This is a genomic window from Paenibacillus vandeheii (assembly GCF_030433635.1).
GTDB lineage: Bacteria > Bacillota > Bacilli > Paenibacillales > Paenibacillaceae > Paenibacillus > Paenibacillus vandeheii.
The window spans coordinates 197198-223287 of the sequence record NZ_JAROCD010000012.1; the positions used below are offsets into that span (position 1 = coordinate 197198).

General features: G+C 46.0%; 22 protein-coding genes and 1 riboswitch. Of the genes, 15 read left to right on the forward strand and 7 right to left on the reverse strand.

Annotated elements, in window-relative coordinates; translation table 11 throughout:
• The first annotated feature begins 60 nt into the window (after positions 1 to 60).
• From P5G61_RS23665 to P5G61_RS23690, 6 genes are all read left to right on the forward strand, one after another.
• Positions 61 to 426, forward strand: a complete 366-nt coding sequence (locus P5G61_RS23665; protein WP_301248666.1) for an arsenate reductase family protein — start codon at positions 61 to 63, stop codon at positions 424 to 426.
• 364 nt (positions 427 to 790) lie between these two features.
• Positions 791 to 1684 carry a 5'-3' exonuclease gene (locus tag P5G61_RS23670; protein ID WP_301248668.1) on the forward strand — a complete coding sequence of 298 codons (894 nt, stop codon included), beginning with the start codon at positions 791 to 793 and terminating at the stop codon, positions 1682 to 1684.
• Between the two features lie 5 nt (positions 1685 to 1689).
• A complete protein-coding gene (locus P5G61_RS23675; RefSeq protein ID WP_363325764.1) occupies positions 1690 to 2796 on the forward strand; it encodes a phosphodiester glycosidase family protein in 1107 nt (368 codons plus the stop codon).
• Positions 2797 to 2825: 29 nt separating this feature from the next.
• Positions 2826 to 3521 (forward strand): MOSC domain-containing protein, encoded by a 696-nt coding sequence (locus P5G61_RS23680; RefSeq protein ID WP_301248670.1) that lies wholly within the window; start codon positions 2826 to 2828, stop codon positions 3519 to 3521.
• Between the two features lie 70 nt (positions 3522 to 3591).
• Positions 3592 to 4470: an ROK family protein gene (locus P5G61_RS23685; RefSeq protein WP_301248671.1), complete on the forward strand. Its 879-nt coding sequence runs from the start codon at positions 3592 to 3594 to the stop codon at positions 4468 to 4470.
• 183 nt (positions 4471 to 4653) lie between these two features.
• Positions 4654 to 5655, forward strand: coding sequence for an HRDC domain-containing protein (locus P5G61_RS23690; protein ID WP_301248672.1), 1002 nt, complete (start codon positions 4654 to 4656; stop codon positions 5653 to 5655).
• Between the two features lie 89 nt (positions 5656 to 5744).
• Here P5G61_RS23690 and corA read toward each other — a convergent pair whose 3' ends face one another.
• Entirely contained in the window at positions 5745 to 6680 is a 936-nt protein-coding gene (corA, locus tag P5G61_RS23695; RefSeq protein ID WP_024629019.1) for a magnesium/cobalt transporter CorA, read from the reverse strand.
• A 453-nt stretch (positions 6681 to 7133) separates the two neighbouring features.
• Positions 7134 to 7259, forward strand: a riboswitch (SAM riboswitch).
• Between the two features lie 233 nt (positions 7260 to 7492).
• Between corA and metA the strand changes: the two genes are divergently transcribed.
• The 4 genes from metA to mqnC all read left to right on the forward strand — a co-directional run bounded on the left by metA (position 7493) and on the right by mqnC (position 12189).
• Positions 7493 to 8410: a homoserine O-acetyltransferase MetA gene (gene metA, locus P5G61_RS23700; protein WP_301248673.1), complete on the forward strand. Its 918-nt coding sequence runs from the start codon at positions 7493 to 7495 to the stop codon at positions 8408 to 8410.
• A gap of 24 nt (positions 8411 to 8434) precedes the next feature.
• Positions 8435 to 9622, forward strand: a complete 1188-nt coding sequence (locus P5G61_RS23705) for an aminotransferase class I/II-fold pyridoxal phosphate-dependent enzyme (protein WP_024629021.1) — start codon at positions 8435 to 8437, stop codon at positions 9620 to 9622.
• A complete protein-coding gene (locus P5G61_RS23710) occupies positions 9615 to 10808 on the forward strand; it encodes a trans-sulfuration enzyme family protein (RefSeq protein WP_285074731.1) in 1194 nt (397 codons plus the stop codon). The genes P5G61_RS23705 and P5G61_RS23710 overlap by 8 nt, the downstream gene beginning before the upstream one ends.
• 244 nt (positions 10809 to 11052) lie before the next feature.
• Entirely contained in the window at positions 11053 to 12189 is a 1137-nt protein-coding gene (gene mqnC, locus P5G61_RS23715) for a cyclic dehypoxanthinyl futalosine synthase (protein WP_024629023.1), read from the forward strand.
• 326 nt (positions 12190 to 12515) lie between these two features.
• Here the strand turns inward: mqnC and P5G61_RS23720 are convergent, their stop codons facing one another.
• Positions 12516 to 15392 carry a YhgE/Pip domain-containing protein gene (locus P5G61_RS23720; RefSeq protein ID WP_301248676.1) on the reverse strand — a complete coding sequence of 959 codons (2877 nt, stop codon included), beginning with the start codon at positions 15390 to 15392 and terminating at the stop codon, positions 12516 to 12518.
• Positions 15393 to 15952: 560 nt separating this feature from the next.
• Positions 15953 to 16444, reverse strand: coding sequence for an RrF2 family transcriptional regulator (locus P5G61_RS23725; RefSeq protein ID WP_301248678.1), 492 nt, complete (start codon positions 16442 to 16444; stop codon positions 15953 to 15955).
• A 217-nt stretch (positions 16445 to 16661) separates the two neighbouring features.
• Between P5G61_RS23725 and P5G61_RS23730 the strand changes: the two genes are divergently transcribed.
• Both P5G61_RS23730 and P5G61_RS23735 read left to right on the forward strand, forming a co-directional pair.
• Positions 16662 to 17639 (forward strand): aldo/keto reductase, encoded by a 978-nt coding sequence (locus P5G61_RS23730; protein WP_301248680.1) that lies wholly within the window; start codon positions 16662 to 16664, stop codon positions 17637 to 17639.
• Positions 17636 to 18649, forward strand: a complete 1014-nt coding sequence (locus tag P5G61_RS23735) for a zinc-binding alcohol dehydrogenase family protein (RefSeq protein WP_301248682.1) — start codon at positions 17636 to 17638, stop codon at positions 18647 to 18649. Before P5G61_RS23730 ends, P5G61_RS23735 begins: the two co-directional genes overlap by 4 nt.
• A 328-nt stretch (positions 18650 to 18977) precedes the next feature.
• Here the strand turns inward: P5G61_RS23735 and P5G61_RS23740 are convergent, their stop codons facing one another.
• The 4 genes from P5G61_RS23740 to P5G61_RS23755 form a co-directional block, all read right to left on the reverse strand.
• On the reverse strand, positions 18978 to 19883 hold the full coding sequence (locus P5G61_RS23740) for a YitT family protein (RefSeq protein ID WP_301248683.1): 906 nt from the start codon (positions 19881 to 19883) through the stop codon (positions 18978 to 18980).
• 111 nt (positions 19884 to 19994) lie between these two features.
• On the reverse strand, positions 19995 to 21233 hold the full coding sequence (locus P5G61_RS23745; RefSeq protein WP_301248684.1) for a cation:proton antiporter: 1239 nt from the start codon (positions 21231 to 21233) through the stop codon (positions 19995 to 19997).
• Positions 21234 to 21237: 4 nt separating this feature from the next.
• Positions 21238 to 21732 (reverse strand): cation:proton antiporter regulatory subunit, encoded by a 495-nt coding sequence (locus tag P5G61_RS23750; protein WP_024629028.1) that lies wholly within the window; start codon positions 21730 to 21732, stop codon positions 21238 to 21240.
• Between the two features lie 311 nt (positions 21733 to 22043).
• A complete protein-coding gene (locus P5G61_RS23755) occupies positions 22044 to 22448 on the reverse strand; it encodes a hypothetical protein (protein WP_285074727.1) in 405 nt (134 codons plus the stop codon).
• A gap of 180 nt (positions 22449 to 22628) precedes the next feature.
• Here P5G61_RS23755 and P5G61_RS23760 point away from each other — a divergent pair, with 180 nt between their 5' ends.
• The 3 genes from P5G61_RS23760 to thrS all read left to right on the forward strand — a co-directional run bounded on the left by P5G61_RS23760 (position 22629) and on the right by thrS (position 25938).
• Positions 22629 to 23573, forward strand: coding sequence for a putative sporulation protein YtxC (locus P5G61_RS23760; protein ID WP_301248685.1), 945 nt, complete (start codon positions 22629 to 22631; stop codon positions 23571 to 23573).
• A 193-nt stretch (positions 23574 to 23766) separates the two neighbouring features.
• On the forward strand, positions 23767 to 23943 hold the full coding sequence (locus tag P5G61_RS23765; RefSeq protein WP_301248686.1) for a hypothetical protein: 177 nt from the start codon (positions 23767 to 23769) through the stop codon (positions 23941 to 23943).
• A 57-nt stretch (positions 23944 to 24000) separates the two neighbouring features.
• A complete protein-coding gene (gene thrS / locus P5G61_RS23770) occupies positions 24001 to 25938 on the forward strand; it encodes a threonine--tRNA ligase (protein WP_301248687.1) in 1938 nt (645 codons plus the stop codon).
• Positions 25939 to 26090 lie beyond the last annotated feature (152 nt).

Genomic DNA, 26090 nt, shown 5'->3' on the forward strand with positions numbered 1-26090 from the left:
GCGAAGCAAACCAAGGGAAGCGAGAAACCGAAACCGGAGCATTTCAGGAGGACAATAACAATGAGTAATCTGAAAGTATATCAATATGCAAAATGCGGCACATGCCGCAAAGCTGTAAAATGGCTGGAGGCACAGGGCCATGAGCTGGACTTAATCCCTATTTTCGACACACCACCATCCGAAGTAGAATTGAGTGACTTGATTCAGAAGAGCGGACTTGAAGTGAAGAAGTTCTTCAATACGAGTGGGGAAGTATACAAGGAGCAGCAATTGAAGGACAAGCTGCCGGGGTTGTCCGCAGAAGAGCAGATTCGTTTGCTGGCTTCCAATGGTCGTCTGATCAAACGTCCAATCGTTACGGATGGTCATAAAGTGACCGTAGGGTTCAAGAAAGACACCTATGAGCAGGAATGGAACAACGCGTAATTTATAGTTGAATGATTTCATATTGTTAAATGAACCAAGGTGAAAAAAGCTCTGATTGTTCAAATTTCAGGGCTTTTTTGGCTGGTCGATCCTTGGCGGAACTATGCTATAATGATAGAATTAGTTCGATATTTTATTTGCTATAGAAACTTAGCTAAAGATTTACACGAGAACGGAGAGGACGGAAATAACCTGAGGAAGCGGAGCGTTCGCCTTTATCACCGGATTTTCCCTTTTGAAGAAGGGAATCAAAAAAATCTGGGGATAACAGCGATCAGAAGGTTGTTCTGTCATCGGAGTGGCAAGTGTAAATATTCTTTAGTTCAATTTTCTATGGAATCAGGACAGGAGAGAACAAAATCAAGTGAATCAACGTAATGAACCTACTTTGTTGCTGGTAGATGGTATGGCGGTGTTGTTCCGTGCATTCTATGCAACATCTGCAAGCGGATATATCAGACGTACAAAGGCAGGCGTGCCAACCAACGCAGTATACGGATTTATCCGTTATTTCTGGGATGCGGTTCAAACCTTTGGGCCAAGTCATGTCGTATGCTGTTGGGATATGGGGGGCAAGACGTTTCGCGGTGAAGAGTATGCAGCGTACAAGGGGAACCGTCCGGAAGCTCCGGATGATCTGATTCCTCAGTTTGCTCTGATTCGTGAAGTGATGGATAGTTTGAATATTCCGAATATTGGCGCTCAAGGATATGAGGCTGATGATTGCATCGGTACACTTGCCAAGTATTACACCGAGCATACGGATATGAACGTGATGGTACTTACGGGTGACCACGATATGCTGCAGCTGATTGATGACCGCACTAGCATTATTATTATGAAAAAAGGTCATGGCAATTACATGGTCTATACGCCTGAATCCCTGATGTCGGAGAAACAGCTCACACCACGTCAAGTGATTGACATGAAGGGTCTGATGGGCGATGCCAGTGACAATTATCCCGGGGTACGGGGCATTGGAGAAAAGACGGCATTGAAGCTTGTGCAGGAGTTTGGCTCCATTGAAGGTATCCTGGACAATATGGATAAGCTTACAACTTCGGTACGTAACAAGATTGAGAATGATCTCGACATGCTTCATCTGTCTCGCAAACTGGCAGAGATTCACTGTGCAGTTCCGGTAGCTTGTGCACTGGATGTATGTGAATTGCGTCTTGACCCGGATATGGTGATGGACAAGTTCGAACAACTTGAGATGAAGAGCCTAGGCTCTTGGATGGGAGTGGCAATTGGGTGAGTAGTATGCAGACAAAACGGACGGGCAAAAAGTGGTGGACAGGGGCTATGGCCCTCGTCCTTGCTTTGCCTGTAATCCTTTCAGGAGCGGTGAGTGCTCCACAGACAGTAGATGCCAAAGCGGCAATTAGCACCAAAGTACAGAAAGTAAACGCAGCAGGACGCAGTTTTACCGTGCAGACGGTTAGTATTCCCAAGGGTACACCAGTTACCGTAGGATTAGCGAAGAAGCAGGTCGGTCAGACTGCAACATTACCTTCGATTGTCAAGGCTTATGGAGCACAAGCAGCCATTAATGGAGCGTTTTTTGAAGCTTATAACGGAGCTCCAGATCCATACGGCATGTTAATAGCAAATGGCAAGGTTATACATATTGGAAGATACGGAACAACGATCGGATTTAAGGAAGATGGCTCGGCCATCATGGATTCGCTTCAAGTGAGTCTCACGGGTAAAGTAACAGATACAGAAGGGAAATCACGCAGTTGGTATGCGACCTTTATCAACCGAACCCCTTCCGCAAATGCGAGTATTACGATGTTATACACGCCAGAGCGGGGATCCACCGTTGGGTTCAAGGGAGGTACTGCCGTTGTGATGGAGAAAGGGATTGTCACCAAGAAAGTACCCAATACCAATGTAGCTATTCCGAAGAATGGCTCGGTGCTGGTCTTCACGGGAAATCAGAAATCTTCGTCGGACCGCTTCACCGTTGGTTCAACTGTAGAGATGAATTATAAATACACCAACGCAGCAGGCAAAGAGATTCCTTGGCAAGATGTAGTCACCGCTGTGGGCGCAGGTCCGCGTCTGGTGAAAGACGGCAAAGTTGCCGTAAATCCAGCGAGTGAGGGCTTCAAGGATACCAAAATTCTTAATGCCTCCGGCGCAAGAAGCGGTATTGCCATTATGGCCGACGGTTCGGTTATGCTGGCTACCGTTTCGGGAGCGACAATCAAAGAATGGGCTGCTGTCATGCAGAAGCTCGGTGCCAAGCAGGCAATGAATCTGGATGGTGGAGCATCTTCAGGCATGTACGCTGGCGGCAAAATGCTTACTTCCCCGGGCCGTTTGTTAAGTAATACGCTTGTTTTTGGTGGCTCTGTTCGTTAAAAGAAAGCTATTATGGGAGGTATGATCAGATGACACTCACACACAACCGGAAGCCAGATGAAAGCAAGACGGCTGTACTAGCTGTAAATGTGGGGCAACCTCAGGCATTACCTGGTCAGAAGCGCGAAGTGATGAGCGGCATTGTGAAGCATCCCATATCCAGCCCGGTCTTCCTGTCATTCACCGGAATGACAGGAGATGGTCAGGCGGATCTGGAGCATCATGGCGGACCGGATAAGGCGGTTTGTGTATACGATTACAGTCGTTATCCGGCGCTTGAACAACTGATGGATCGCAAGCTGGACTGGGGGGCTTGTGGAGAAAATCTAACCGTTGAAGGCTGTATGGAGGATGAAGTCCGGATTGGTGATGTGTATGAGTTGGGAGGAGCCACAGTACAGGTCAGCCAGCCAAGACAGCCTTGCTTCAAGCTTGGTGCCCGGTATGATTACAAAGAGCTGCCAGTTTATTTTCAGGAGAGCGGACATACCGGATTTTATTTTCGAGTATTGCAAGAGGGCGAGGTAACTTCTTCTGCAATATTCAGACGAATAAGCACGGACCCTGCATCAATGACCATTCTGGAAGCTAATCGAATTATGCATCAGGGGAAGCATGATGCGGTTGGTATGCGTGCGTTGCTGGCCATTTCAACGCTGTCCGACAGCTGGAAGCAGTCTTTGTTGAAGCGATTGGCCAAGCTCGAAGCTGCTGAACTGGATTAACCATGCCTTCGTTCAGAGAGCAGATTGGAAGATCCATTTTAATTTTAAACTACTTGGGAGTGTGACTAACATGACGATTTTAGGCGCAATTGAAGCTGGAGGCACCAAATTTGTATGTGGTATCGGTACGGAAGAAGGAGAAGTTCTTGAACGCGTAAGCTTTCCAACGACGACACCGGAAGAGACGATGGCTCAAGTCATTGCTTTTTTTGAAGGTAAAGGCATTGAAGCTTTGGGTGTAGGTTCATTTGGTCCGATTGATCCGATTGAAGGAAGTCCGACCTATGGTTATATCACAACAACACCGAAACCACATTGGGGACAGTACAATATGATTGGTAAGCTCAAGGAGCACTTTGATGTACCGATGACATTCGACACAGATGTAAATGGTGCAGCACTCGGGGAAGCAACCTGGGGGGCTGCACAAGGCCTGGATAGCTGTCTTTATATTACGGTTGGAACGGGTATTGGAGCAGGTGCAGTTGTAGGTGGAAAAATGGTCCATGGCTTGTCACATCCAGAGATGGGACACATCATTGTACGCAGACATCCCGCAGATACGTATGAAGGGTTCTGTCCCTATCATGGAGACTGTCTGGAAGGCCTTGCTGCAGGTCCTGCCATTAATAAACGTTGGGAACAACCGGCTTACGAACTGCCAGCCGATCACAAGGCCTGGGAGATTGAAGCGCATTACCTGGCGCATGCTTTGATGAATTATGTTTTGATCCTCACTCCGCAGAAAATTGTAATGGGTGGTGGCGTAATGAAACAGGAGCATCTGTTCCCAATGGTTCGCAGCAAATTGCAGGAATTGCTCGCCGGATACGTTCAGCATCCTGCACTTCAGTCCAAAATTGACCAATATGTCGTTTCACCGGGACTTGGTGATAATGCGGGATTGTGCGGTTCACTTGCGCTGGCAAAATTGGCTTTGAACAAGTAAATAGCTTTATAAACTAATGGTTGACGAATTTTTCCATTGTGGTAATATATGAGCAACAGCATAGCACGGTTAATGAGGAAGCACCTCTCTTGCATGGATTTTGCAGGAGAGGTGTTTTTTGTGCTGTTCAAGATAGCACAATACAGACTGTGTCGAGCTGAACTATTGAAGGAGGGACAAGAAATGGAAGTCATTTTCATGAACAGGTTATCCAGAATGTCAGGTCAGAATGAAGAGCATGCTCAGCTGTGGATTGGTGAAGAAGAAGGGGAGTGGCATCTGGGATGGAGCCGATATGAGGAAGGAGATCGTGTAGATGCTATCTGGTATGATGGAAGCTCTTGGGACGAACTGTTGCATGTTTATCGTCATCAGTTAGCGATACAGATGGGCGAAGGGTATCGTCCGTTGCTGCAGGGTTTGTTTCACGAAAATGATGATTTGAAGTCGCGCAGCTATGGCGGTCAGCGTCTTCATTGTTACAGTGAATTATATGGCAATGAGGGGCTGTATATGGATCTTTGCATATGGCGCAGGAAGAGAGCAGCGTCTGATCGGAAGGCCCCTTATTTTATTGCAACGAATCGGCTGTTGCGCCTGATCAGTGCATTTGTTCCACAAACGATAGATGAATTGATGCAACTGCCTGGCGTAGGAGAGAGTAAAGCGTCCGAGTACGGAGCTGAATGGCTGGAGCTTACGAATGCACTGGAACGTTCCACGTCTTTTCCGCTAGAGTGGGTGTATACGGTGCTGAAAGAACAGGAATATGAGAGCTGGCTGTACAAACAGAGAGAGCAGAAATACAAGCAGGAATTAGACAAATTCACTACACGCAAGCAGGTACTCGAAGGCATGAAGGAAGGGCATACGCTGGAAGAGATCGTGAATCGTTCCGGATTATCCCGGCGGGAGCTAATTGAGCTGTTGGAGACACTGGATCTGGAGGGGTATGACACAGATTGTCTGCTGGACGCGGAACTCGCTATCATGCCTGAACAAGAGCAAGAAGCGGTGTGGAGCGCCTACGAGGAGCTGGGAGATACGTTTCTGAAGCCTGTGTTACATAAAGTGTATGGAGAAGAGAAGCCTGGCGGAGGCAATCTGGAGCAGGTTTACGAAAGACTGCGCATGATTCGAATCCGGTTTCGTCGTCACACAGAGACGGAGCAGCATGCGGGCTAGATTGAACATAGATCGGTAGTTGTCATTCATAAGCGTACAAAAAAAGACGAGGCGTTTCTCCAGATGAGGAGCGCTTCGTCTTTGTTAGTTCAAACCCAATCTTTTTTGCGGAAAATAAAGAACATGCTGAGGCCCAGTGTCACCATCAGGCCAATGACCACAAAATAACCATACTTCCAGTTCAACTCAGGCATGTTCGTAAAGTTCATACCATAGATGCCGGTGATGACCGTCAGCGGCATGAATACCGTCGTAATGGCGGTGAACACACGCATGATCTCATTCGCCCGGTTGGCGATACTGGATTGGTAAGCTTCTCGCAAGTTCCCCATCAAGTCGCGATAAGTCTCAAAGGTTTCGGATATTTTCACAGCATTCTCATAAATGTCACTGAAATACTTCTGCAGTTGATCATCAATAAGACGCAGATCTTTTTTGTTAAGTGTATTAATGACCTCTTTCTGAGGTCCCAGTACTTTCTTCAGCCATAGAATCTCACTGCGCAGCCCGATAATCTCATTCAGATGAGACTTCTTGGTATGCATCAGGATATCTTCTTCAAGCTTCTCAATGCGCGCTTCAATCCGGTCACCAACTGTAAAATAATTATCAACAATCAAGTCAACCAGCAGATACAACAGCTTATCCGGCGTACTGATCTCCTGTTCCCACAGGATCGGCTTCAATGTTCTCAATTCACTGACTTTCTGTTTGGTCACACTGATAATAAAGTGTCTGCCAAGGAAGAGGTTGACGGCACGTAAAAAAATCTCTTCATCATCAAAACGAATGCTATTAATAACAATAAAATAATGGCTCTCATAAATTTCAATCTTCGGACGTTGTTCTTCGTCACTCAAGCAGTCTTCTACAGCCAGATCATGCATCATGAATAGCGGTTGAAGTACCGCCAAATCGTCTACGTCCGCATCAATCCAGTAAAATCCCTCCGCTGGTGGAGTCAGCGCCTGCTGAATGTCATCCACCGGAATAAATACACCGTTGTTTACCAACCGGATTTTCATTGTTCATCTACTCCTTCTGCACCCGCCAAATGGGCGGATTTCATCAATATGGGCGCAAAAAGAACAGATCAGCCGGTCGGCAGCGGATCCTGGAAGTCAGGACTGCGTTCGCTTTATAACCAAACGGAAGTAACGTCCCGCTGCCGGCATGCTGATATCAATTCTCTATGCAGTTTGTCGGAATTCGGCTGCCAGTCAGGCCTCGGGTCGCCATCCATTGAATATGTCACCTCTCACATAAGGGTTTACAACACTTGTCTAGTATACCGCTGGTACAGAGTCCTTTCAAGCGCAAAAATGTGTCGATTTCGCGCCCTGGAGCAGTGTATGACAACGGCTGACGAACGGTTCCGATCCAGATGAACAGACATTGAACTACACCTTGACGTGAGGGGATTAATGTTTTAAAGTAAACGGTGAACCACACTAGATTTTACAATTAAATAAAGCGAAATCTTATCAAGAGTAGGTGGAGGGACTGGCCCGATGAAACCCGGCAACCGGCGGTATACCGCACGGTGCTAATTCTTGCAGCGACCAAGTGTCCAAGTTGACACTGTTGTAACTGAGAGATGAGAGAGGCGCATATCTATTTACATATGACCTTTCTCGGAATCCGAGGAAGGTCTTTGTTATATGCACCGACTTCTCAGCAGTGATTTTCGCTAAGGAACTTGAGCTTGCCGCCAGCAATGTGGTTGCAATTCAGCGCCTGCAGGCAAGCTCATGGCAGTCTATAACTGTACGGAGCGAATCGTATCGCACCCGCAGTGGCTGCATCTATTTATGCACAAGGAGGAGTTAGAACGACTATGCCAATCAAAATTCCAGACACACTGCCTGCCAAGGAAGTACTCGCAGGAGAGAACATCTTTGTCATGGACGAGACATCCGCTTATCAGCAGGATATTCGTCCGCTCCGTATCGCTATATTAAACCTGATGCCTACTAAGGAAACGACAGAAACTCAATTGCTTCGTCTGGTAGGTAACACACCCATTCAGGTAGATATCGTTCTGGTTCATCCGAAGTCTCATACGTCCAAGAACACATCCCAGGAATATTTGGACCTGTTCTACAAAACCTTTGACGAGATTGAGCACCGCCGTTTTGACGGCATGATCATTACAGGAGCTCCTGTAGAGCAAATGGATTTTGAAGACGTGAACTATTGGAAAGAAATCCAGGAGATCTTCGAATGGACCAAAACCAATGTGACTTCGACCATGCATATATGTTGGGCTTCCCAAGCGGGTTTATACCATCATTTCGGAGTTCCAAAGGTTCCGCTGGATGAAAAATGTTTTGGCGTATTCTCACACACGATCAACAGATCCAACGTGCCTTTGCTGCGTGGATTTGATGAAGTATTTAACGTTCCGCATTCCCGACATACGGAAGTGCGCCGTGAAGATATTGAAAAGAATGAACATCTCGAAATTTTGGCTGAATCGGAGGAAGCCGGTATTTTCCTGGTCGCTACCAAAGACGGCAAACAAATTTTCGCTACCGGACATGCCGAGTATGACCCGCTTTCATTAAAATGGGAATATGACCGGGATGCATCCAAAGGCATGGATATTGCTCTGCCAAGACATTATTTCCCGAATGACGACCCTTCCTGTGTACCTCCAGCCACCTGGCGGGCACATGCAAACTTATTATTCTCTAATTGGCTCAATTACTATGTGTATCAAGAGACGCCTTACGATATTGGTCCGCAAATTTAATCGACATTACAGGAGGATGCTGCAATGGAAGACAACAAGTTGAAAATCGAAAGCCGATTGGCTCAAATCGGGTCCATCAATGAACCGGTAACGGGTGCCATTAATTTTCCGATCTATCAATCCACTGCGTTTCGCCACCCGAAGCTTGGACAAAGCACGGGGTTTGATTATATCCGTACGACCAATCCCACCCGTAAAGTATTGGAAGAAGCAGCGGCGGCATTGGAGTCGGGGGATGCAGGTTTTGCCTGTAGCTCCGGCATGGCGGCTTTGCAAACGATTTTTGCTTTATTCGGTCAAGGAGATCATCTCATTGTATCGCTGGATCTGTACGGGGGAACGTATCGTTTGCTTGAACGCATCCTGTCTCGATTCGGTGTGACAGCAAGTTACGTAGATACCAATGATCTTGCAGCTCTGGAAAGTATCCGTCAGCCGAACACAAAAGCAGTATTTATTGAGACACCAACCAATCCACTAATGATGATTACGGATGTGGAAGCGGTTTGCTCCTGGGCGAAGAGCCACAACTTGCTGACCATTGTGGATAATACACTACTGACTCCGTTCTTCCAGCGTCCAATTGAACTCGGTGCCGATATCATCATTCATAGTGCCACCAAGTATCTGGGTGGTCATAATGATGTCCTTGCCGGATTAATTATTACCAAAGGGGAAGAATTGTCGGCCGAAATGGCATTCCTGCACAATTCCATTGGTGCAGTGTTGTCTCCAAGCGACTCCTATCAGTTGATGAAAGGTATGAAGACACTTGCTCTTCGTATGGAGCGGCATGAGTATAATGCCTTGACGATTGCCAAGTATCTTTTGGAACACCCAGCCGTTAACGAAGTGTATCATCCTGGTTTGTCGGATCATCCCGGATTTGAAATACAGAATAAACAGTCGAGTGGGAACACAGGCATTTTCTCTTTCAAAGTAAAGGATGCCCGTTATGTTGAACCGCTGCTGCGTCATATTAAGCTGATTGCCTTTGCGGAAAGCCTCGGGGGTGTAGAGTCGTTGATGACCTATCCTGCGGTACAGACCCATGCGGATATCCCGATTGAAATTCGTGACGCTGTAGGTGTGGATGACCGTCTGTTGCGCTTCTCTGTAGGGATCGAGCATGCCGAAGATCTGATTGCCGATCTGGGCAATGCACTCACAGCTGCACAGCAGGAGATTGAAGGAGGAGCGCATCATGAGTGAGCAAAACAATAATGCCAACAATCCTGATCGGAATGTTCATTCCGACCTGAAGTTTGATACCAAGCTGCTGCATTTCGGTGACGAAATCGATAAAACAACCGGGGCTTCCAGCGTGCCGATTTACCAGGCCTCCACATTCCATCATTTTGATATTTTCAATCCGCCTCAACATGATTATAGCCGTTCGGGTAACCCGACTCGTCAGGCATTGGAGGATTACATTACATTATTGGAAGGTGGAGCACGCGGATTCGCCTATTCCTCCGGCATGGCTGCCATCTCCAGTGTGTTCATGATGTTCTCCGCAGGAGATCACATGATTGTAACGGAAGATGTATATGGAGGTACATATCGACTGCTTACTTCCATTCTGAGCCGGATGCAGATTGAGACTACCTTTGTGGATATGACCAATATTGCGGAAGTAAAGGCAGCGCTTAAACCGAATACGAAGGCAGTCTATATGGAGACACCATCCAACCCGACACTTCGGATCACGGATATTGCTGCGGTCACCTCTTGGGCACAGGAACAGGAGTTAATCTCCATTCTTGATAACACCTTTATGACACCTTACTACCAACGTCCAATCGAGCTCGGGGTGGATATTGTCGTACATAGTGCCACCAAGTTTCTTGGCGGACACAGTGATGTGCTGGCAGGTTTAGCTGTTGCACGGACGGATTCACTGGGAAGACAGCTCAAACAATTGCAGAATGGACTGGGAACTGTGCTGGGTGCTCAGGAATCCTGGCTGCTGATGCGCGGCATGAAGACCTTGGGTGCACGCATGGCACACAGTGAACAGAGCACTGCCAAGCTGGCAGCCTGGCTCAGTGGACGCAGTGATATTACGGCTGTATTTTATCCGGGGCTGCTGGATCATCCCGGCCGTGAAGCTCACGAACGTCAGTCAAGCGGGTATGGTGCGGTCGTGTCGTTTGACGTCGGTTCAGGCGATCGGGCCAAGGCTGTACTTAACCGTGTGAAATTGCCAATTGTTGCCGTGAGTTTGGGTGCGGTTGAAAGTATCTTGTCTTATCCTGCGATGATGTCTCATGCGGCTATGCCGGCTGAGGTTCGTCGTGATCGGGGAATCACGGACGGATTATTGCGTTTCTCGGTTGGACTGGAAGACATCGATGACCTGATTGCCGATCTGGATCAAGCACTTCAGGACTCGTAGAGTCGGTAGTATTGAAACAAGGGTGTTAGAGCGCGCCTGAAAAAGAAATGAAATAGATACCATATGTAAACATTTTTATTAATTTTTAAAGCACCTGCGCATAAGGTGCTTTTTTTCACATGTAACCTGTGTTACGATATGTGGAGTACAGAAATGCGATGTTGCCACCAAAACTTTCATCTATATGAACAAGTTGGGACGGATCGTGATACTATTTTCTCTTCATGAGGGAGGCTTTTTTACGATGAGTACGGTAGACCGTATCTTAGATAAAGCCCTTCGGGGCGAACGTTTGGACTTGGAAGACACGATTCAGCTGTTTGAATCGAATGAAGTAGACAAAATCGGGGCAGCCGCCAATGTGATTGTAAAACGCATGCATCCCGAACCATACAGAACATTTGTTATTGGGCGTAACGTCAACTACACGAACGTGTGTGATGTGTACTGCCGTTTTTGTGCTTTCTACCGCAGACCTGGCTCTGAGGAAGGGTATGTACTTCCCGATGAAGTCATTTTCCAGAAGATCAAGGAAACCGAAGACGTGAACGGTACCGAAATTCTGATGCAGGGCGGAACGAATCCGAATCTGCCGTTTAGCTATTACACGGACCTGCTTAAAGCGATCAAGGAGCGTTTTCCTAATATTACGATGCACTCCTTCTCTCCTGCTGAAATTATGAAAATGGTTGAAGTATCCGACGGTCTTACTCTGGAAGAGGTTGTTCGTGCGATTCACGAAGCGGGACTGGATTCCCTGCCTGGTGGTGGTGCCGAAATCCTGGATGACCGTACACGCCGCAAAATCAGCCGTCTGAAAGGTTCATGGCGCGATTGGATGGACGTGATGCAGACAGCTCACCGTATCGGTATGAACACAACCGCAACGATGGTTATCGGCCTTGGTGAAACGATGGAAGAGCGCGCATTGCATCTGCTTCGTGTACGTGAAGCTCAAGATGAGTGCATTGCGAACAAGTATGATTCCGAAGGATTCCTGGCGTTCATTCCTTGGACATTCCAACCGGATAATACGAATCTGAAGCTGGAGCGTCAGACACCGGAAGAGTACCTGAAGACGGTAGCGATCAGTCGACTGGTACTCGACAACATCAAAAACATTCAATCCTCATGGGTAACGATGGGGCCTGAAGTCGGCAAAAAATCACTTGAATTTGGTTGCAATGACTTTGGTAGCACCATGATTGAAGAGAATGTGGTATCTGCTGCAGGCGCGACGTACAAAGTCAACATTAGTTCGATTACACAACTGATTCGGGAGTCGGGCTATATTCCGGCGCAGCGTAACACAAGATATGATATCCTGCGCACGTTTGATGAAGAGAACGCCATTCATGAAGATTTTGTTATGCAGAACTAATACGAATAGGTTAATTATTGACCCATCGATACGGATCATTTGATGTGTAAGAATGGGAACCAGCCCGCAGACTACTCCTTAAGGAGAGTTTAGCGGGCTCTTAAAATATGTCCGCAGGGGAGGTAACTCTGTAGGTCTGTTAACAGAAGGGTAAGATCTGTTGCATTATAGTAAGAACTAGACTCAAAGTTCCCCACTTAGGTGAGTAGGTAGCGAGTAGCAGAGTATGACCATAATAATAATGTATTCTTGTGTATAAGAAAAACCAGGCGAATTGTAATTTCTGCCTGGTCTTAATTTTGCTAGCTAAAAATAGTATTTCTTTATTATATAGATAATGATCCAGCATCATTATGGTTAGAAAAAGAAGCGTTTTTTCGAGATTTAACAACCATTACGGACAGTAGTAACACGTTGAAGAGGATCATAAATCCGATTAGCCCCATCATGCTTGAACCAAATTGCCCAGCACTCATACTGGAGGTAAGAGCACTTCTAAAGCCCTCAACTGCATAGCTCATCGGCAATAACCAGTGGAGTGCGTTGAAAAATTTGTTGGTCAGTTCCATAGGGAACATACCACCGCTTGCACCAAGTTGAATCACGAGGATGACCATGGCCAACAAACGGCCCGCATTTCCGAAAGCTACATTTAGTAGCATAACGAAAAACATGAATGTTATGGACGCGGTAATCGCCAGAACGACAAATTGCAGCAGGTTGTCAACCTGAAGGTCCATCCCGAGTACCATTATGATTACCATAATCAGTGCCGCTAAGGTTGCCTGCAATGCACCAACCGAGAATTTGCCTAACCACCAGGAAAAACCAGATGCTTTTTTTCCGGCAGGACTGGTAAGGGGAAATACCAGATTAAAGGCAATGGCACCAACAAACAGGCCAAGAATTAAAACATATGGAGCAAGTGCATGACCATAATTAGGAACGCTACTGTATTCCTGCTTTTCCAGGTTAATCGGCTTGGCGATCATTTCGGCATTGGCATCTTTGAGACTCACGTCCTCAATCTGCTTTGCACCATCACTCAATTTTGTATTTAATTCGTCAGTACCTGATTCCAATTGAACAATACCATCATTCAGATCATTTGAACCCTGTAGTAATGAAGAAGAACCGTCATGAAGCTGCTCCGCCCCTCCAGAAAGTTTCTCTGCGCCTGTTACTAGATTTGGAAAATTGGAGGCAAGAGAGGAGAGACCTTGTGTAATGGCTGCTGAGCCTTTGGACAGTTCACCCGATTCAGCTGCCAGTTGATTCAAACCACCACCCATTTGCTGTGCTCCTACACTAAGCTGCTCTAATCCTTGGGAGTATCGCTTGACACCGGTAGAAAATTGATCCGCACCAGGACCAAATTGACCAGCAGCTACGACCATTTGCTGGCTGCCCGAGGAAAGTGATGTTAAACCATCTGTTAATTCCTGGCTTCCTTCAAACAGTTGATTTGTACTTTGGGCCAACACAGGTATTTGTTGGTTCAGCTGCTTCATGGCAGAAACTAACCCGTCGCTTCCTTTAAGGGCGTCAGCTAGACCTTGATTCAATTTAGCTGAGCCAGGCAGCAATTTTTCATTGATAGCGGTGTCCAGTGTTGAATAGGTCGATATTGCTAGAACTGCCGTAGGATTCACACGGTTCACTGCTCCGTTTAACTGTTGAATCTCAGTAGAGAGTGTACCGATCTCTTTTACTGCTGGAAGGAGCTCGATGTTCATAGCCTTCTCCATTTCCGACAGAGCAGAGGAAATGGTTTGTAATTGAACTATTTGTTGCTCAGCTTGTTTAGTTAATTCTTCATCCAACGCATTAACCAGCTCTTGTTGCTGGGCATTAGTCAGAGCTTGAAAGCCGCTTGTTTTTTGAATTACAGACAGGGTGCTTTTACCATTGCTTTGCTGCTGGGTGGAGAGAGCGGTTAGCGCCAGCTGTATCGAACTCATATTTTTCTGAATTACGTTAAAGGAGTTGGTCAAATCAGTTCCCGAGCCGATCTGATCGGCCAGTTGATTCATTCCGTCTTGAATTTGTTGCAACCCTTGACTTAATTGCTGCGTCTGATCTTCTGAAGGTATACTACTGCTTAGTTGAGACAAGCCTTTCTGGAGAGAATCAGCACCTGTTTGGAGTACAACAATTCCCGAATGCAGATTTTCCTGTCCTTGAGTTAGTGCGGGAACTCCTTTGTTATCATCAGTCAAACGAGAGACTGCACCATTCATTTCGTTTAATCCTTGAGTCAGCGCGGTGCTACCTCCCAAGGCAGAGATTGAGCCATTGGAAAGACTTTGGAGTCCAGGAACCATTTGCTCCGCACCTGTCGCCAGTGACTGAGCACCTGTTACAAGCTTGGTCGTCTCGGCATTCAATTGATTAGCGCCCTCTACAAATTTCTGACTACCTGTATAGAGTGTGTCTACACCGACAGTATATGCGGATATCCCTTGATCCAGTTTCCGGGCGCCTTCATGAAGCTGAGCTACGCCTGTTTGAGCGGAATTCAGTGCAACAACCATCTGTTGTGAGCCATCACTGAATGTTAACGTGCTGTCGGTAAGCTTCTGTAAGCCTGCTTTCAACTGAAGATTGCCATCCTTGGCGTTTCCTATTCCATCCTGTATTTTTCCTGAGCCATCGGCGGCTTCTTGCATGCCTTCTCCAATGCTTCCGATTTGATCGAATAATGTCTTGGTATAGACTTCTGTTATATTGGACGCCACCATCTCTTTAACGGATGCTGCCGCCTGTGAGGATACAACGCTGGCGAAATAATTTCGCCCTGGGTTAATTACGTAATTCATGGTCATCGCTGTAGGTTTTTGGTCCAGTACACTAGAGGCGTTAGCTGAAAAGTTCTTCGGAATGGTGATCACCATATAGTAATCTCCATCCTCAAGTCCTTGTTTTGCCTTAGTCTGGTCTACAAAGTGCCATTGGAGCGAATCGTTATCTTTCAGTTGATTGATGAGTTCTTCTCCCAAATTCAGCGTCTTATCACCGTAGTTGGTGGCTGTGTCCTCATTAACAACGGCGACAGGTAATTCTGCTGTACGACCATAGGGATCCCAGGCAGAGCTCAAAAAAATACCACTGTACATGATGGGAACAAACATCAGAACAACGAGTGTCCCCAAAAGTATTCGGTTGGTGAAAATATTTTTCCATTCCATTTTGAAAGCGTTCATGGTCTACTCATCTCTTTCTCACAAATTAGGGTAAAAACGTAGTGCTCCAATCCATTTTGGGAAGTTCAGAGACACCAGTGCTTTGTTTAAGCAGGTTTTCAGGTCTTGGCTTGCCAATAGTACAACTGCAGCTGAAGGCTGTTCCGGACCTGCCGAAAACATCCTATAAAATTGACCTCCTATCTAAACTTGGATAAAATAAATCCATAATGGATTATTATTATCGATATTAAAATACTTCGATTTTTTTAGCAAGCGATATTTTTTATAGTTCTGGAATTATGAGGATAAACGTTCTTCCCCTTGAATAATAGTGGTTGAATAGAGAGGATTATATAGACAATGAGTACGTTTTTGAATAGATTTTATTTTGAACGGATTTTTGGAATACAAAAATAAGCTTGGTTTATATATTAAAAGACTCAAAATGGAATTGTAGGCAATTCCATTTTGAGTCAACGATTATTATTAAACTAAAGATGCTAATCTGTTCCTGTACTGAAATGGGGACTGTTGGGTATAACTGTTCTCTACCCACTTGGAATGTATTCATTGCATGCCTATTTCTTATTCAGAAAATGTGCTAGTGACATCGTGTTCCAATCTATTTTCGGAAGATCAGATCCACCAGTACTCTGTTTAAGCAAGTCAGCTATAGTTATCGAAGAAAAGTATTGAACAAGTAATTGATTGGCTCCTTCAAACATGGAAGAAATTACCTCAGATCCTTTTTCAGCATATAGGCCATCCTTGAACGAATTCTGAATAAGTCCAGTGCTCTGATACACATTTATCGGACCTTCAATAGCCTCAATTAAATCAAGTACAGTCAATTCGTTTTTTGATTTTGCCAAAGTAATCCCACCTTTGGTACCAGAAACAGAATTAATAATTCCTTTGATTACCATCCTTCGAGTCAATTTCTTTATATACGAAGGCGAAACCTCCAGAATTCGACTAATTTCATCCGAAGCTAGCGGGCTTTTTAGGTCTTGACTTGCCAAAAGAACGACGATGGCCGCAGCTTGTTCCACGCCAGAAGTAAATTTCATATTTAGTTCCCCCGCTTTAACCTGTAATGTAGACAATGAATGTCTTTTATGGACTATATATATCTATATTATATGGGGATGAGAGACTTAGCAAGCGATTATTCACAGATCATCAAACAGTACATATTACGCATTTGGCGATATTTCATATTGAAATCGAACTGTTACAATGAAAGGGCACTTGAGGTAAGCAGACATGCTGGGAAGGGGCAGGCCGATGAAAACAAGAAGACTTGGAAAGACGGGACTGGAAGTACCTGTATTGAGCTTTGGAGCATCCTCACTAGGTTCGGTATTTCGTGATATTGACCGGGGTGAGGGGATTCGTACGGTTCACGCTGCTGTAGATGCAGGGATGAATTATATAGATGTTTCGCCCTATTATGGATTAACGAAGGCAGAAGCCGTACTTGGAGAGGCCCTTCGCAGTTTGCCGCGCAGCTCGTTTACGCTGTCGACCAAAGCTGGACGTTATGGGGAGAATACATTTGATTTTTCTCGTAAACGGATACAAGATAGTGTACAAGAGAGTCTGGATAGACTCCATACCGATTATATCGACATTCTGTTCCTGCATGACATTGAGTTTGTCCCGGCCGAAATCATTATTGAAGAAGCTTTCCCCACCTTACTCCGCCTGAAAGAGCAGGGAGTGATTCGCCATGCAGGAATTTGTGGATTACCACTGCCATTATTTGAAAAGGTATTGCCACAGATTGATGCTGACGCAATCATTTCCTATTGCCATTATGCACTGAATGACACTTCACTGCTGTCCCTGCTCCCTCTTTTGGAAAAGAAATCAATTGGCCTTGTGAATGCTTCGCCTCTTTCCATGGGTTTATTAAGCACAAGAGGCACTCCTGCCTGGCACCCGGCAGATGATCATGTGAAGCAGGTCTGTCTGCAAGCAGCACGGTTCTGTGCGGAACAAGGCAGTGACATCGCCAAGCTTGCCGTGCAGTTTGCAACAGCCAATGAACAGATTCCAACGACACTGGTCAGCAGTGCAAGCGAACATAATATCCGTAACAATGCAGCCTGGATCGAAGAACCACTAGACCAGGAACTGTTATCGGAGGTGCTGCGTATTCTGGCTCCAATTCATAATGAGAGCTGGGCCAGCGGCCGGCCTGAATACAACATTGCACATCACTTGAAGCCACAATCATCATTGAAGGGGGAACAGGAATGAGAGCGGTTATATGTGAAGAAATAAATCGTTTGGCGTTGCAAGACATAGCTGAACCCCAAAGAACCGAGAATCAGGCGCTGGTATCCATCCGACGGATTGGAATCTGCGGCACAGATTTGCATGCTTACAAAGGGAATCAGCCATTTTTCACCTATCCCCGAGTATTGGGTCATGAGCTTGCAGGAATTATTGAAGAGATCGGGCCCAATGAAGCGGGCTTGAAGCCGGGAGATCAGGTGAGTATTATTCCATATTTGCATTGTGGTCATTGTATCGCTTGCCGATCGAGTAAAACGAATTGTTGTGTGTCCATGCAAGTGATGGGTGTTCATGTGGACGGAGGCATGCGAGAGAGAATCGTTGTACCTGTCTCGCATCTGATCCAAGCCGAAGGGCTTACACTGGATGAAACTGCGATGATAGAACCGCTGAGTATTGGTGCTCATGCGGTCAGAAGAGCCAGTCTAAGGCCTGGAGATCAGGTTGTTGTCATTGGAGCTGGACCGATTGGACTTGGTGTGATGGCATTTGCCAGACAGGCGGGTGCTCGGGTCATTGCTATTGATCGGAATGTGGACAGGCTGGAGCTTAGCCGTACGTGGGCGGGAGTGGATGCTTTGGTTCAGGCCAATGAACAAGCGGCCCAGTACGTTGCTGAAATTACGGATGGGGACTATGCGACGGCTGTCTTTGATGCAACAGGAAACATGCATTCGATGAATGATGCGATCCATTATGTGGCCCATGGTGGTCAATTAATCTTTGTTGGACTGGTCAAAGCCGATATTTCCTTTCATGATCCGGACTTTCACAAGCGAGAGATGAGCATTTTGGGCAGCCGAAACGCAACGCGGGATGATTTTGAGCAGGTCATGTCGATCCTGCGGGAGAAAAAGCTGAACATGGATGATTACATTACACACCGGGCAAATTTTGACCAACTGCCTGATACGATCGACACCTGGCTACAACCGGATTCGCATGTTGTGAAAGCGATAGTGGAGTTATAAATAAGAATGAACAAAAAACTCTCTTTGATCCTCAATGAATGCTACACATCCATAGGAATCAGAGAGAGTTTTTGTTTGCTTATATGAATTGAACAAAACATTTACACGAGAACGGAGAGGACAGAAATAACCTGAAGAAGTGGAGCTAAAAGCTTTCTGAAAGAAAGCTGCATCGGAAGCTTACGCTTCGCCTTTATCCCCGGATTTTCACCTTTGAAAAAGGGAATTCAAAAATCTGGGGATAACAGCGATCGGAAGTTTGTTCTGTCATCGGAGTGGCAAGTGTAAATATTCTTTAGTTCAATTTGCCTACCCTATAGGAATCAGATTATTTCTCCGGGTTCGTCACAATACCTGCATGTGGATCAATATGACGCACAATAGATTTGAGCCAGATCATTTCGAGGAAATGAATCTCATAATAGAGTGCTCCCGGAACGTGTTGGATCCATCCTTCGGTCAGAGCAGCGTGTCCTGAATTGATCGAAGAATCCAATGTTCCAGGCTCACGGCGCAGCCGTTTGCGGACGGCTTTCTCAACTTGGGCGCTTTGAGTGGTAAAGATACATATTTTGCGCTTGGCTGTGAATCCGCGGAATGCAATATACACCATTTCATAGGCAATAAGATAGGCGATTACTGAATACATCGCTTGATCCCAACCAAAGACAACACCAGCAGCAGTTAGAATCAACAAGTTGAGCAGCATGATTATTTTTTCGATAAGCATCCGTTTCCCGCTAAATACACATTCAGGTGGACGAGAGGACGGATCACCGATTTCCAGCGTATCCAGTGTCCCACCATACCGTACGACTAGACCGATTCCTAATCCGAGACATAATCCGCCAAACATGGCGGCAGCCAGCGGGTGCTCGACAAGCGGCGGCATGGGATGAAGCACAATGGCACCAATCGAAAAGACAACCAAACCCAGAACAGTGACCAGTACGAATTTCTTTTGCACAAGTCTATAGGATAGAAAAATAAATGGAACGTTGAACAAAAACAGGAACAATCCAATCCTCATTTCGGTCCAGTGGGCGAACAATGAAGAAATACCTGTGATGCCTCCAATAATGATCTTATTGGGATGCAGAAACAATTCAAGTCCCACGGAGGCCAGTATTCCACCTGCAATCACAAACAATAAATTCAACATGCGACGGGCAGATGACAATCTGGTCTTGGCAGTTTGTGGCACCGTATTAGCCGATATCAGAGGTGCTTTCATAGGTCATCCTCCTTTGTGCGGCTTTCGTACCATTCTCCCTGGGGTAATTACAGAAAGATCGGCGGTAGAGCCGCGAGTACAATACGTTGTCTGTTCTGAACAGACAAGGGGTTATCCTTCTTTCTGCAATACCTTCGGTTCTTCTTTTTTCTTCCGAGGGTCTTTAAACTTAAATATTTTATCCAATAATCTGAACACATGTTTGGATTCTTTCGTTAATAACGGTCCAAGGATTGCCAGAATGAGTACATATAATGCGGCAAATGGTTGCAGCAGCGGAAGAAGTCCTCCGGCTTTACCCATGTTGGCCATAATGATGGAGAATTCACCACGTGATACAATGGTCAATCCGATATTAGCTGATGCTTTCGGTGATAATCCGGCACTCCGACCAGCGAGCATGCCTGCAAGGAAGTTTCCGAATAGTGTGAGCACAACTGCGATCAAAGCAAGCCATACAGCTTCGCCACCAAGAGACAGCGGATCGATGGACAAACCAAAGCTGAAGAAGAAGACAGCTCCGAAGAAATCACGGAATGGCAGAATCAAGTGCTCAATCCGTTTAGCATGTTCCGTCTCTGCCAGCACCAAACCAATAAGCAGGGCGCCAATGGCTTCGGCGACATGAATAGTTTCCGAGAATCCGGCTACGAGGAACAATGCACCGAAAATCACAAGCGAGAATAACTCATTGGAGCGAATCTTAAGCACCTTATTAAGCAGCGGTGTTGCTTTACGTCCAAGAATAATGACAATGAGCATGAATCCAAGCGCAACGAGTGCGGATACAATGACACCTCCGATGGAGGATGAATCACTGAGCACAAGTCCAGACAAGATGGAGATATATACAGCTAGGAACACATCTTCAAACATGATGATTCCGAGAATCATTTCCGTCTCCGGATTCGCTGTTCGTTTCAAATCAACGAGAACCTTGGCGACGATGGCACTGGATGAAATAGTCGTAATCCCGGCAATGATAAGAGCTTCGGCGGCTGGGAAACCGGAAGCAAAACCAAAAATCAGTCCCAGCGTAAAGTTAATCCCGATATAGATCGAACCGCCGACGGCAATCGATTTACCCGACTTGATAAGACGGCCAACCGAGAACTCCAGTCCGAGATAGAAGAGTAGGAACAGAATACCGATTCGGCCCATAAACTCAATAAACGGCTGACTTTCAATGAAGCGGAAATCCAGATGCCAGATCTTCATCGCATGAGGTCCAACGGCCATCCCGATCAGGATGTAAAATGGAACGACCGAAAATCTCAGTTTTGCGGATAAGAGTCCGGCTGCTGCAATGAGCACAAGAGCCAGACCTACTTCGAATATCAGATGATCCATCGACTCACCCCCTTCCGGTCAGGAGGAGGGATTTGAATAGCTTTTGCTGATTGCGTTCGCCAACGGCTACTACCGTGGACTCTGCACTAATCACGACCTCCGGACCGGGGCTGATATGTTTTTTGTGATTCTTCTCTACAACGGCAATCACCGTTGCCCCTGAGTTTTGACGTACATCCAATTCACCAATTGATTTACCGATACATCCGTAGGATGGCTCGATTTTGTACCATTCAATAATCAGGTCGTCAAACGTTACTTCAATATTTTCAAGCTGCTTAGGTTTATAGGTTAATCCACCAACGATGGCAGCAATCTGTCTTGCTTCATAGTCATCGAGCGTAATCATGGAGATGCTTTGGTCTGGATCATCGTACTCAAAATGGTACATTTCCCGGCGACCGTCATCGTGAATAATGATAATAATTTTATCTCCACTGCTCGTTTCAATCTGAAATTTCTTGCCGATTCCCGGCAAATCTGTTTCGCGTACATCCATGGATAGTGTGCCTCCTTAAATTGAGGGCTGGCCACAGAAGACAGGCTTATTTCCCGAATATAGAATGATCTGCTGCTCTAAGGAACATTAAATTGAAGCGGGTAAACAGAGCCAGGTACTCCTGACAGACAGCCTAGTGTTTGATTTTTTAATAAAGATGGGTATAACAAAATAGATGTTAGGAATAGGGGTTGCCAATGAGGCTGATTGATATCTAACATTTGCTAAAAGGGTTATAAGTTATGCACAAGCACACCGTCTATCAAACAGAGGTGTCTCCATGCAAGCGACCTAAAATACGGTGTAACGGCCTAGTTATAAGCGTTCACGTAGTTTGGTGCTATAGGGGTGGGAGATACATACATACTGGTGAATTTAATGGGTAGCAGAAATAATCTGCGTTTAAACAGACAAATCAACGGTTTAAAGGGCAGACGCGGTGTAGGAATTCGCAGCATTAGCAACAAAGCGAGCACAAGAAAGACAGGTTTGTTATGCGTGACCGCAATCAACTTCGACATGACTTGTGGGTATTTGCGAATGGCAGGTTTCTGCTGAGACTCCAATGTATGGACAAGAACTTCCTTGTTGGAGTTCGCCTCAACGTTTACCTCGATAGCGGATTCCGACTGCATCGGAATAGGGAAAGACAACGCTTGGAATACGCACAAAATGATAATAAAAGCGTAACGGAGTATTCTTGGTTGTTGTCTCATTTTGGCTTCCCCCCTTTTCCGTGAAACATACTGTTATAAAAATAATAACACATTTTTGGCTTAACTCCAAACGGATTGATAATATACTGAGAAATCATGACACGCTTTCCATCAATCCGCTTCGTATATCCCTATCGGCCTTGCCATATACTTTGAACAGGAAGGAAAGGAGTGATTCTTATGGAACTGTTCGCCGTATGGACCGATGTATCAGGGCAGGAGGAAGCGGATCAATTTTATCGTTGTGTGAAGGAAAAAACCAAAGGTTTACATATAAGCAAAAGAGGATTTCGGCTCACCTTCAAACATAATGACGGAAGAGCGGCCTGGGTATGCAGAGGGAATGAGAATCACGCTGACTTCCAGCAGTGGCTGCCTCAGATCAGTGATTTGCTGGCCACGGGACTTGCCGATTTCATTATGAATACACGTGAACGCATTATTGTGGAAGAGATGATCTCCAAGGCTTGCTCGGTCATGGATGAACATGAAGTGGAGAAGGTAAACCGGATATGCATCCCTTTATTATTCAATAGTGATTTGGATCAGCCTGGATTACGGGACCGTCGTCGTACCTCATTGGCCAATGGACTGAAGCAGGACTTGGAGGAGGTTCATTTTTTTCACCTTGAAGGCATTATGAATTTCCGCATTCGGCAATACAAGCAGGAGCTTCATGAACTGGTGGAATATGCGCTGGATGAATTCTGGATGGATCGCCAATACGAAGAGTTTATGGGACTTCTCAAATATTTTGTATTTTTTCAGGAAGCGAAAGTACCTCTTGTGCATTTGATACACAAAGGTTTGCATGAATTTCAGGTATTGGATGCTGCGCTTAATGTGCTTCCCGTACAAAAGGATGAGCAGGTCGTTGTGGAGATGCCGGGACTGGAATTGGAAATGGATATCGAAGATATGATCGTGAGTACGCTGATCTCCATCTCGCCGGAAAAAATCATGCTGCATACGCGCACTCCAGATCTCCCCATTATCTGTACGATCCGACAAATCTTTGAGGACAAGGTACAATTATGCCACCATTGCCCCGAGTGCGAAGTGCTGCGTTCCGGATTGTTGACAGGTCTTGACGCAAGTGATCTCGGCAATTATAATAACTGTTGATCCATGATTTATTAGAAGTTGTTATGGAACAATAAGCAAAAGCGTTGACAAAGACAAGAACCATACGCACGGTCGGTGCAGAGAGAGGGAACCAGGCTGAAATTTCCTCCGGATACCACGTTTGGTTTACCCCTTTGGAGCTGCAGTTTTGAAAATGGATATGAGATTGCCTCTATTATACAGGTAATCGTCCGTGAGTAAGGATATGCCGGGTCATGCCCGTTATCGTCATGCCAATGAGGGCTGTACTTCCGATATGGATGAAGCAGCTGAAGTAGGGTGGAACCACGAGAGTATATACAGCACTCGTCCCTTTGCCGGGACGGGTGTTTTTTGCGTTCCTTTGCAAAAATCGCAGGAACAGCAATAGATTATCCATCCATGAAATGTATGGACAGAGGTTGAATTTACAGGAGGAATGAGACAAATGGCAGTTAACATTAAACTACCTGATGGTTCGGTTCGTGAGTATGCCGAAGGAAGCAGCATTGAAGATGTAGCCGCTTCGATCAGCAGCGGACTACGCAAAAATGCCGTAGCCGGCAAACTGGATGGAATCGTCGTGGACTTGTCCACAACACTTCATGAAGGAGCATTGGTGGAGATCGTAACACTGGATTCACCAGAAGGTCTGGAAGTGATGCGTCACAGTACAGCTCACTTGCTCGCTCAAGCTGTGAAGCGTTTATACGGAAACAAAGAAGTGCACCTCGGTGTTGGCCCTGTCATTGAAGATGGTTTCTACTATGATATGGATCTCGAACAACCGCTCAATCCCGAAGATCTGCAGAAGATCGAGAAGGAAATGGAACGCATTGTTAATGAGAATTTGCCAATTGTACGTAAAGAAGTTAGCCGCACGGAAGCGATCAACATTTTCGAAGAAGTGGGCGATCCTTACAAGCTTGAATTGATACGTGACTTACCGGAAGACAGTGTCATCACCATTTATGAGCAAGGTGAATTCTTCGACTTGTGCCGTGGACCACACGTACCATCCACCAGCAAAATCAAAGTATTCAAACTGATGAATGTCGCTGGTGCTTACTGGCGTGGAGATAGCAAAAACAAAATGCTGCAACGTATTTACGGTACGGCTTTTGTGAAGAAAGCGCAGCTTGATGAGCATTTGCATTTCCTGGAAGAAGCGCGTAAACGGGATCACCGCAAACTGGGTAAGGAACTCGAAATCTTCACCTTCTCCCAGCTGGTTGGACAAGGCCTGCCGATCTGGCTGCCTAATGGTGCCAAGCTGCGCCGGACGTTGGAGCGTTATATTGTGGACCTGGAAGAGAGCCTTGGATATCAGCATGTGTATACACCAGTGCTGGGTAATGTTGAATTGTATAAAACATCCGGACACTGGGAGCACTATCAGGAAGACATGTTCCCGAAAATGGTTATGGACAATGAGGAACTCGTTCTTCGTCCAATGAACTGTCCTCACCATATGATGGTGTACAAGTCCAGCATGCACAGCTACCGTGATCTGCCGATCCGGATTGCCGAGCTTGGTATGATGCACCGTTACGAAATGTCGGGCGCGTTAACAGGTCTGCACCGTGTACGTGCAATGACGCTGAACGACTCACACATTTTTGCACGCCCGGATCAGATCAAGGAAGAATTTGCACGTGTTATTGAACTGATTCAAACGGTTTATAAAGATTTCGGCATTCACGAATATCGTTTCCGTCTGTCCTATCGCGATCCTCAGGATACCGAGAAATACTTCCAGAATGACGAGATGTGGGAAATGTCCCAACGCATGCTGCGTGAAGTTGTGGAAGAGCTCAACCTTCCATTCTATGAAGCAGAAGGCGAAGCAGCATTCTACGGTCCAAAACTGGACGTGCAGATCAAAACAGCGCTGGGCAAGGAAGAGACATTGTCTACCGTTCAATTGGACTTCCTCTTGCCAGAGCGGTTTGAGCTCGAATATGTGGGAGATGACGGACAGAAGCATCGTCCGGTCGTTATCCACCGCGGTGTAATCAGTACGATGGAGCGTTTCACAGCATTCTTGCTGGAGAACTTTGCAGGGGCTCTGCCACTGTGGTTGTCTCCTGTACAAGCGAAGGTTATTCCGGTATCCGGCAACTTCGACGACTATGCACGTGAAGTGGAAGCGAAGTTGAAACGTGCAGGGATCTCTGCTGAAGCTGATCTGCGTAACGAGAAGCTCGGTTATAAGATCCGTGAGGCACAGCTTGAGAAAATGCCTTACATGTTCGTGGTTGGTGAAAATGAACGCAATGCAGAGGGCGTATCTGTACGGAAACGTGGAGAAGGCGATCTCGGCATGAAACCACTGGACGAAATTGTAGCCCAGCTCAAAGAAGAAATTACAACAAGACAGGTGTAATTCAGGAATTGCTGATTTTTCTATAAATAGAAAACCGTTTGAACCTTATTGGAGAAAATCCAATGGTTCAGGCGGTTTTTCGTATTATCAGGTTAGCCAGTAATTACTGGTTGGCCTTTTTTTGTGGTCGTTTTACGATGGGGGAAGCCGGG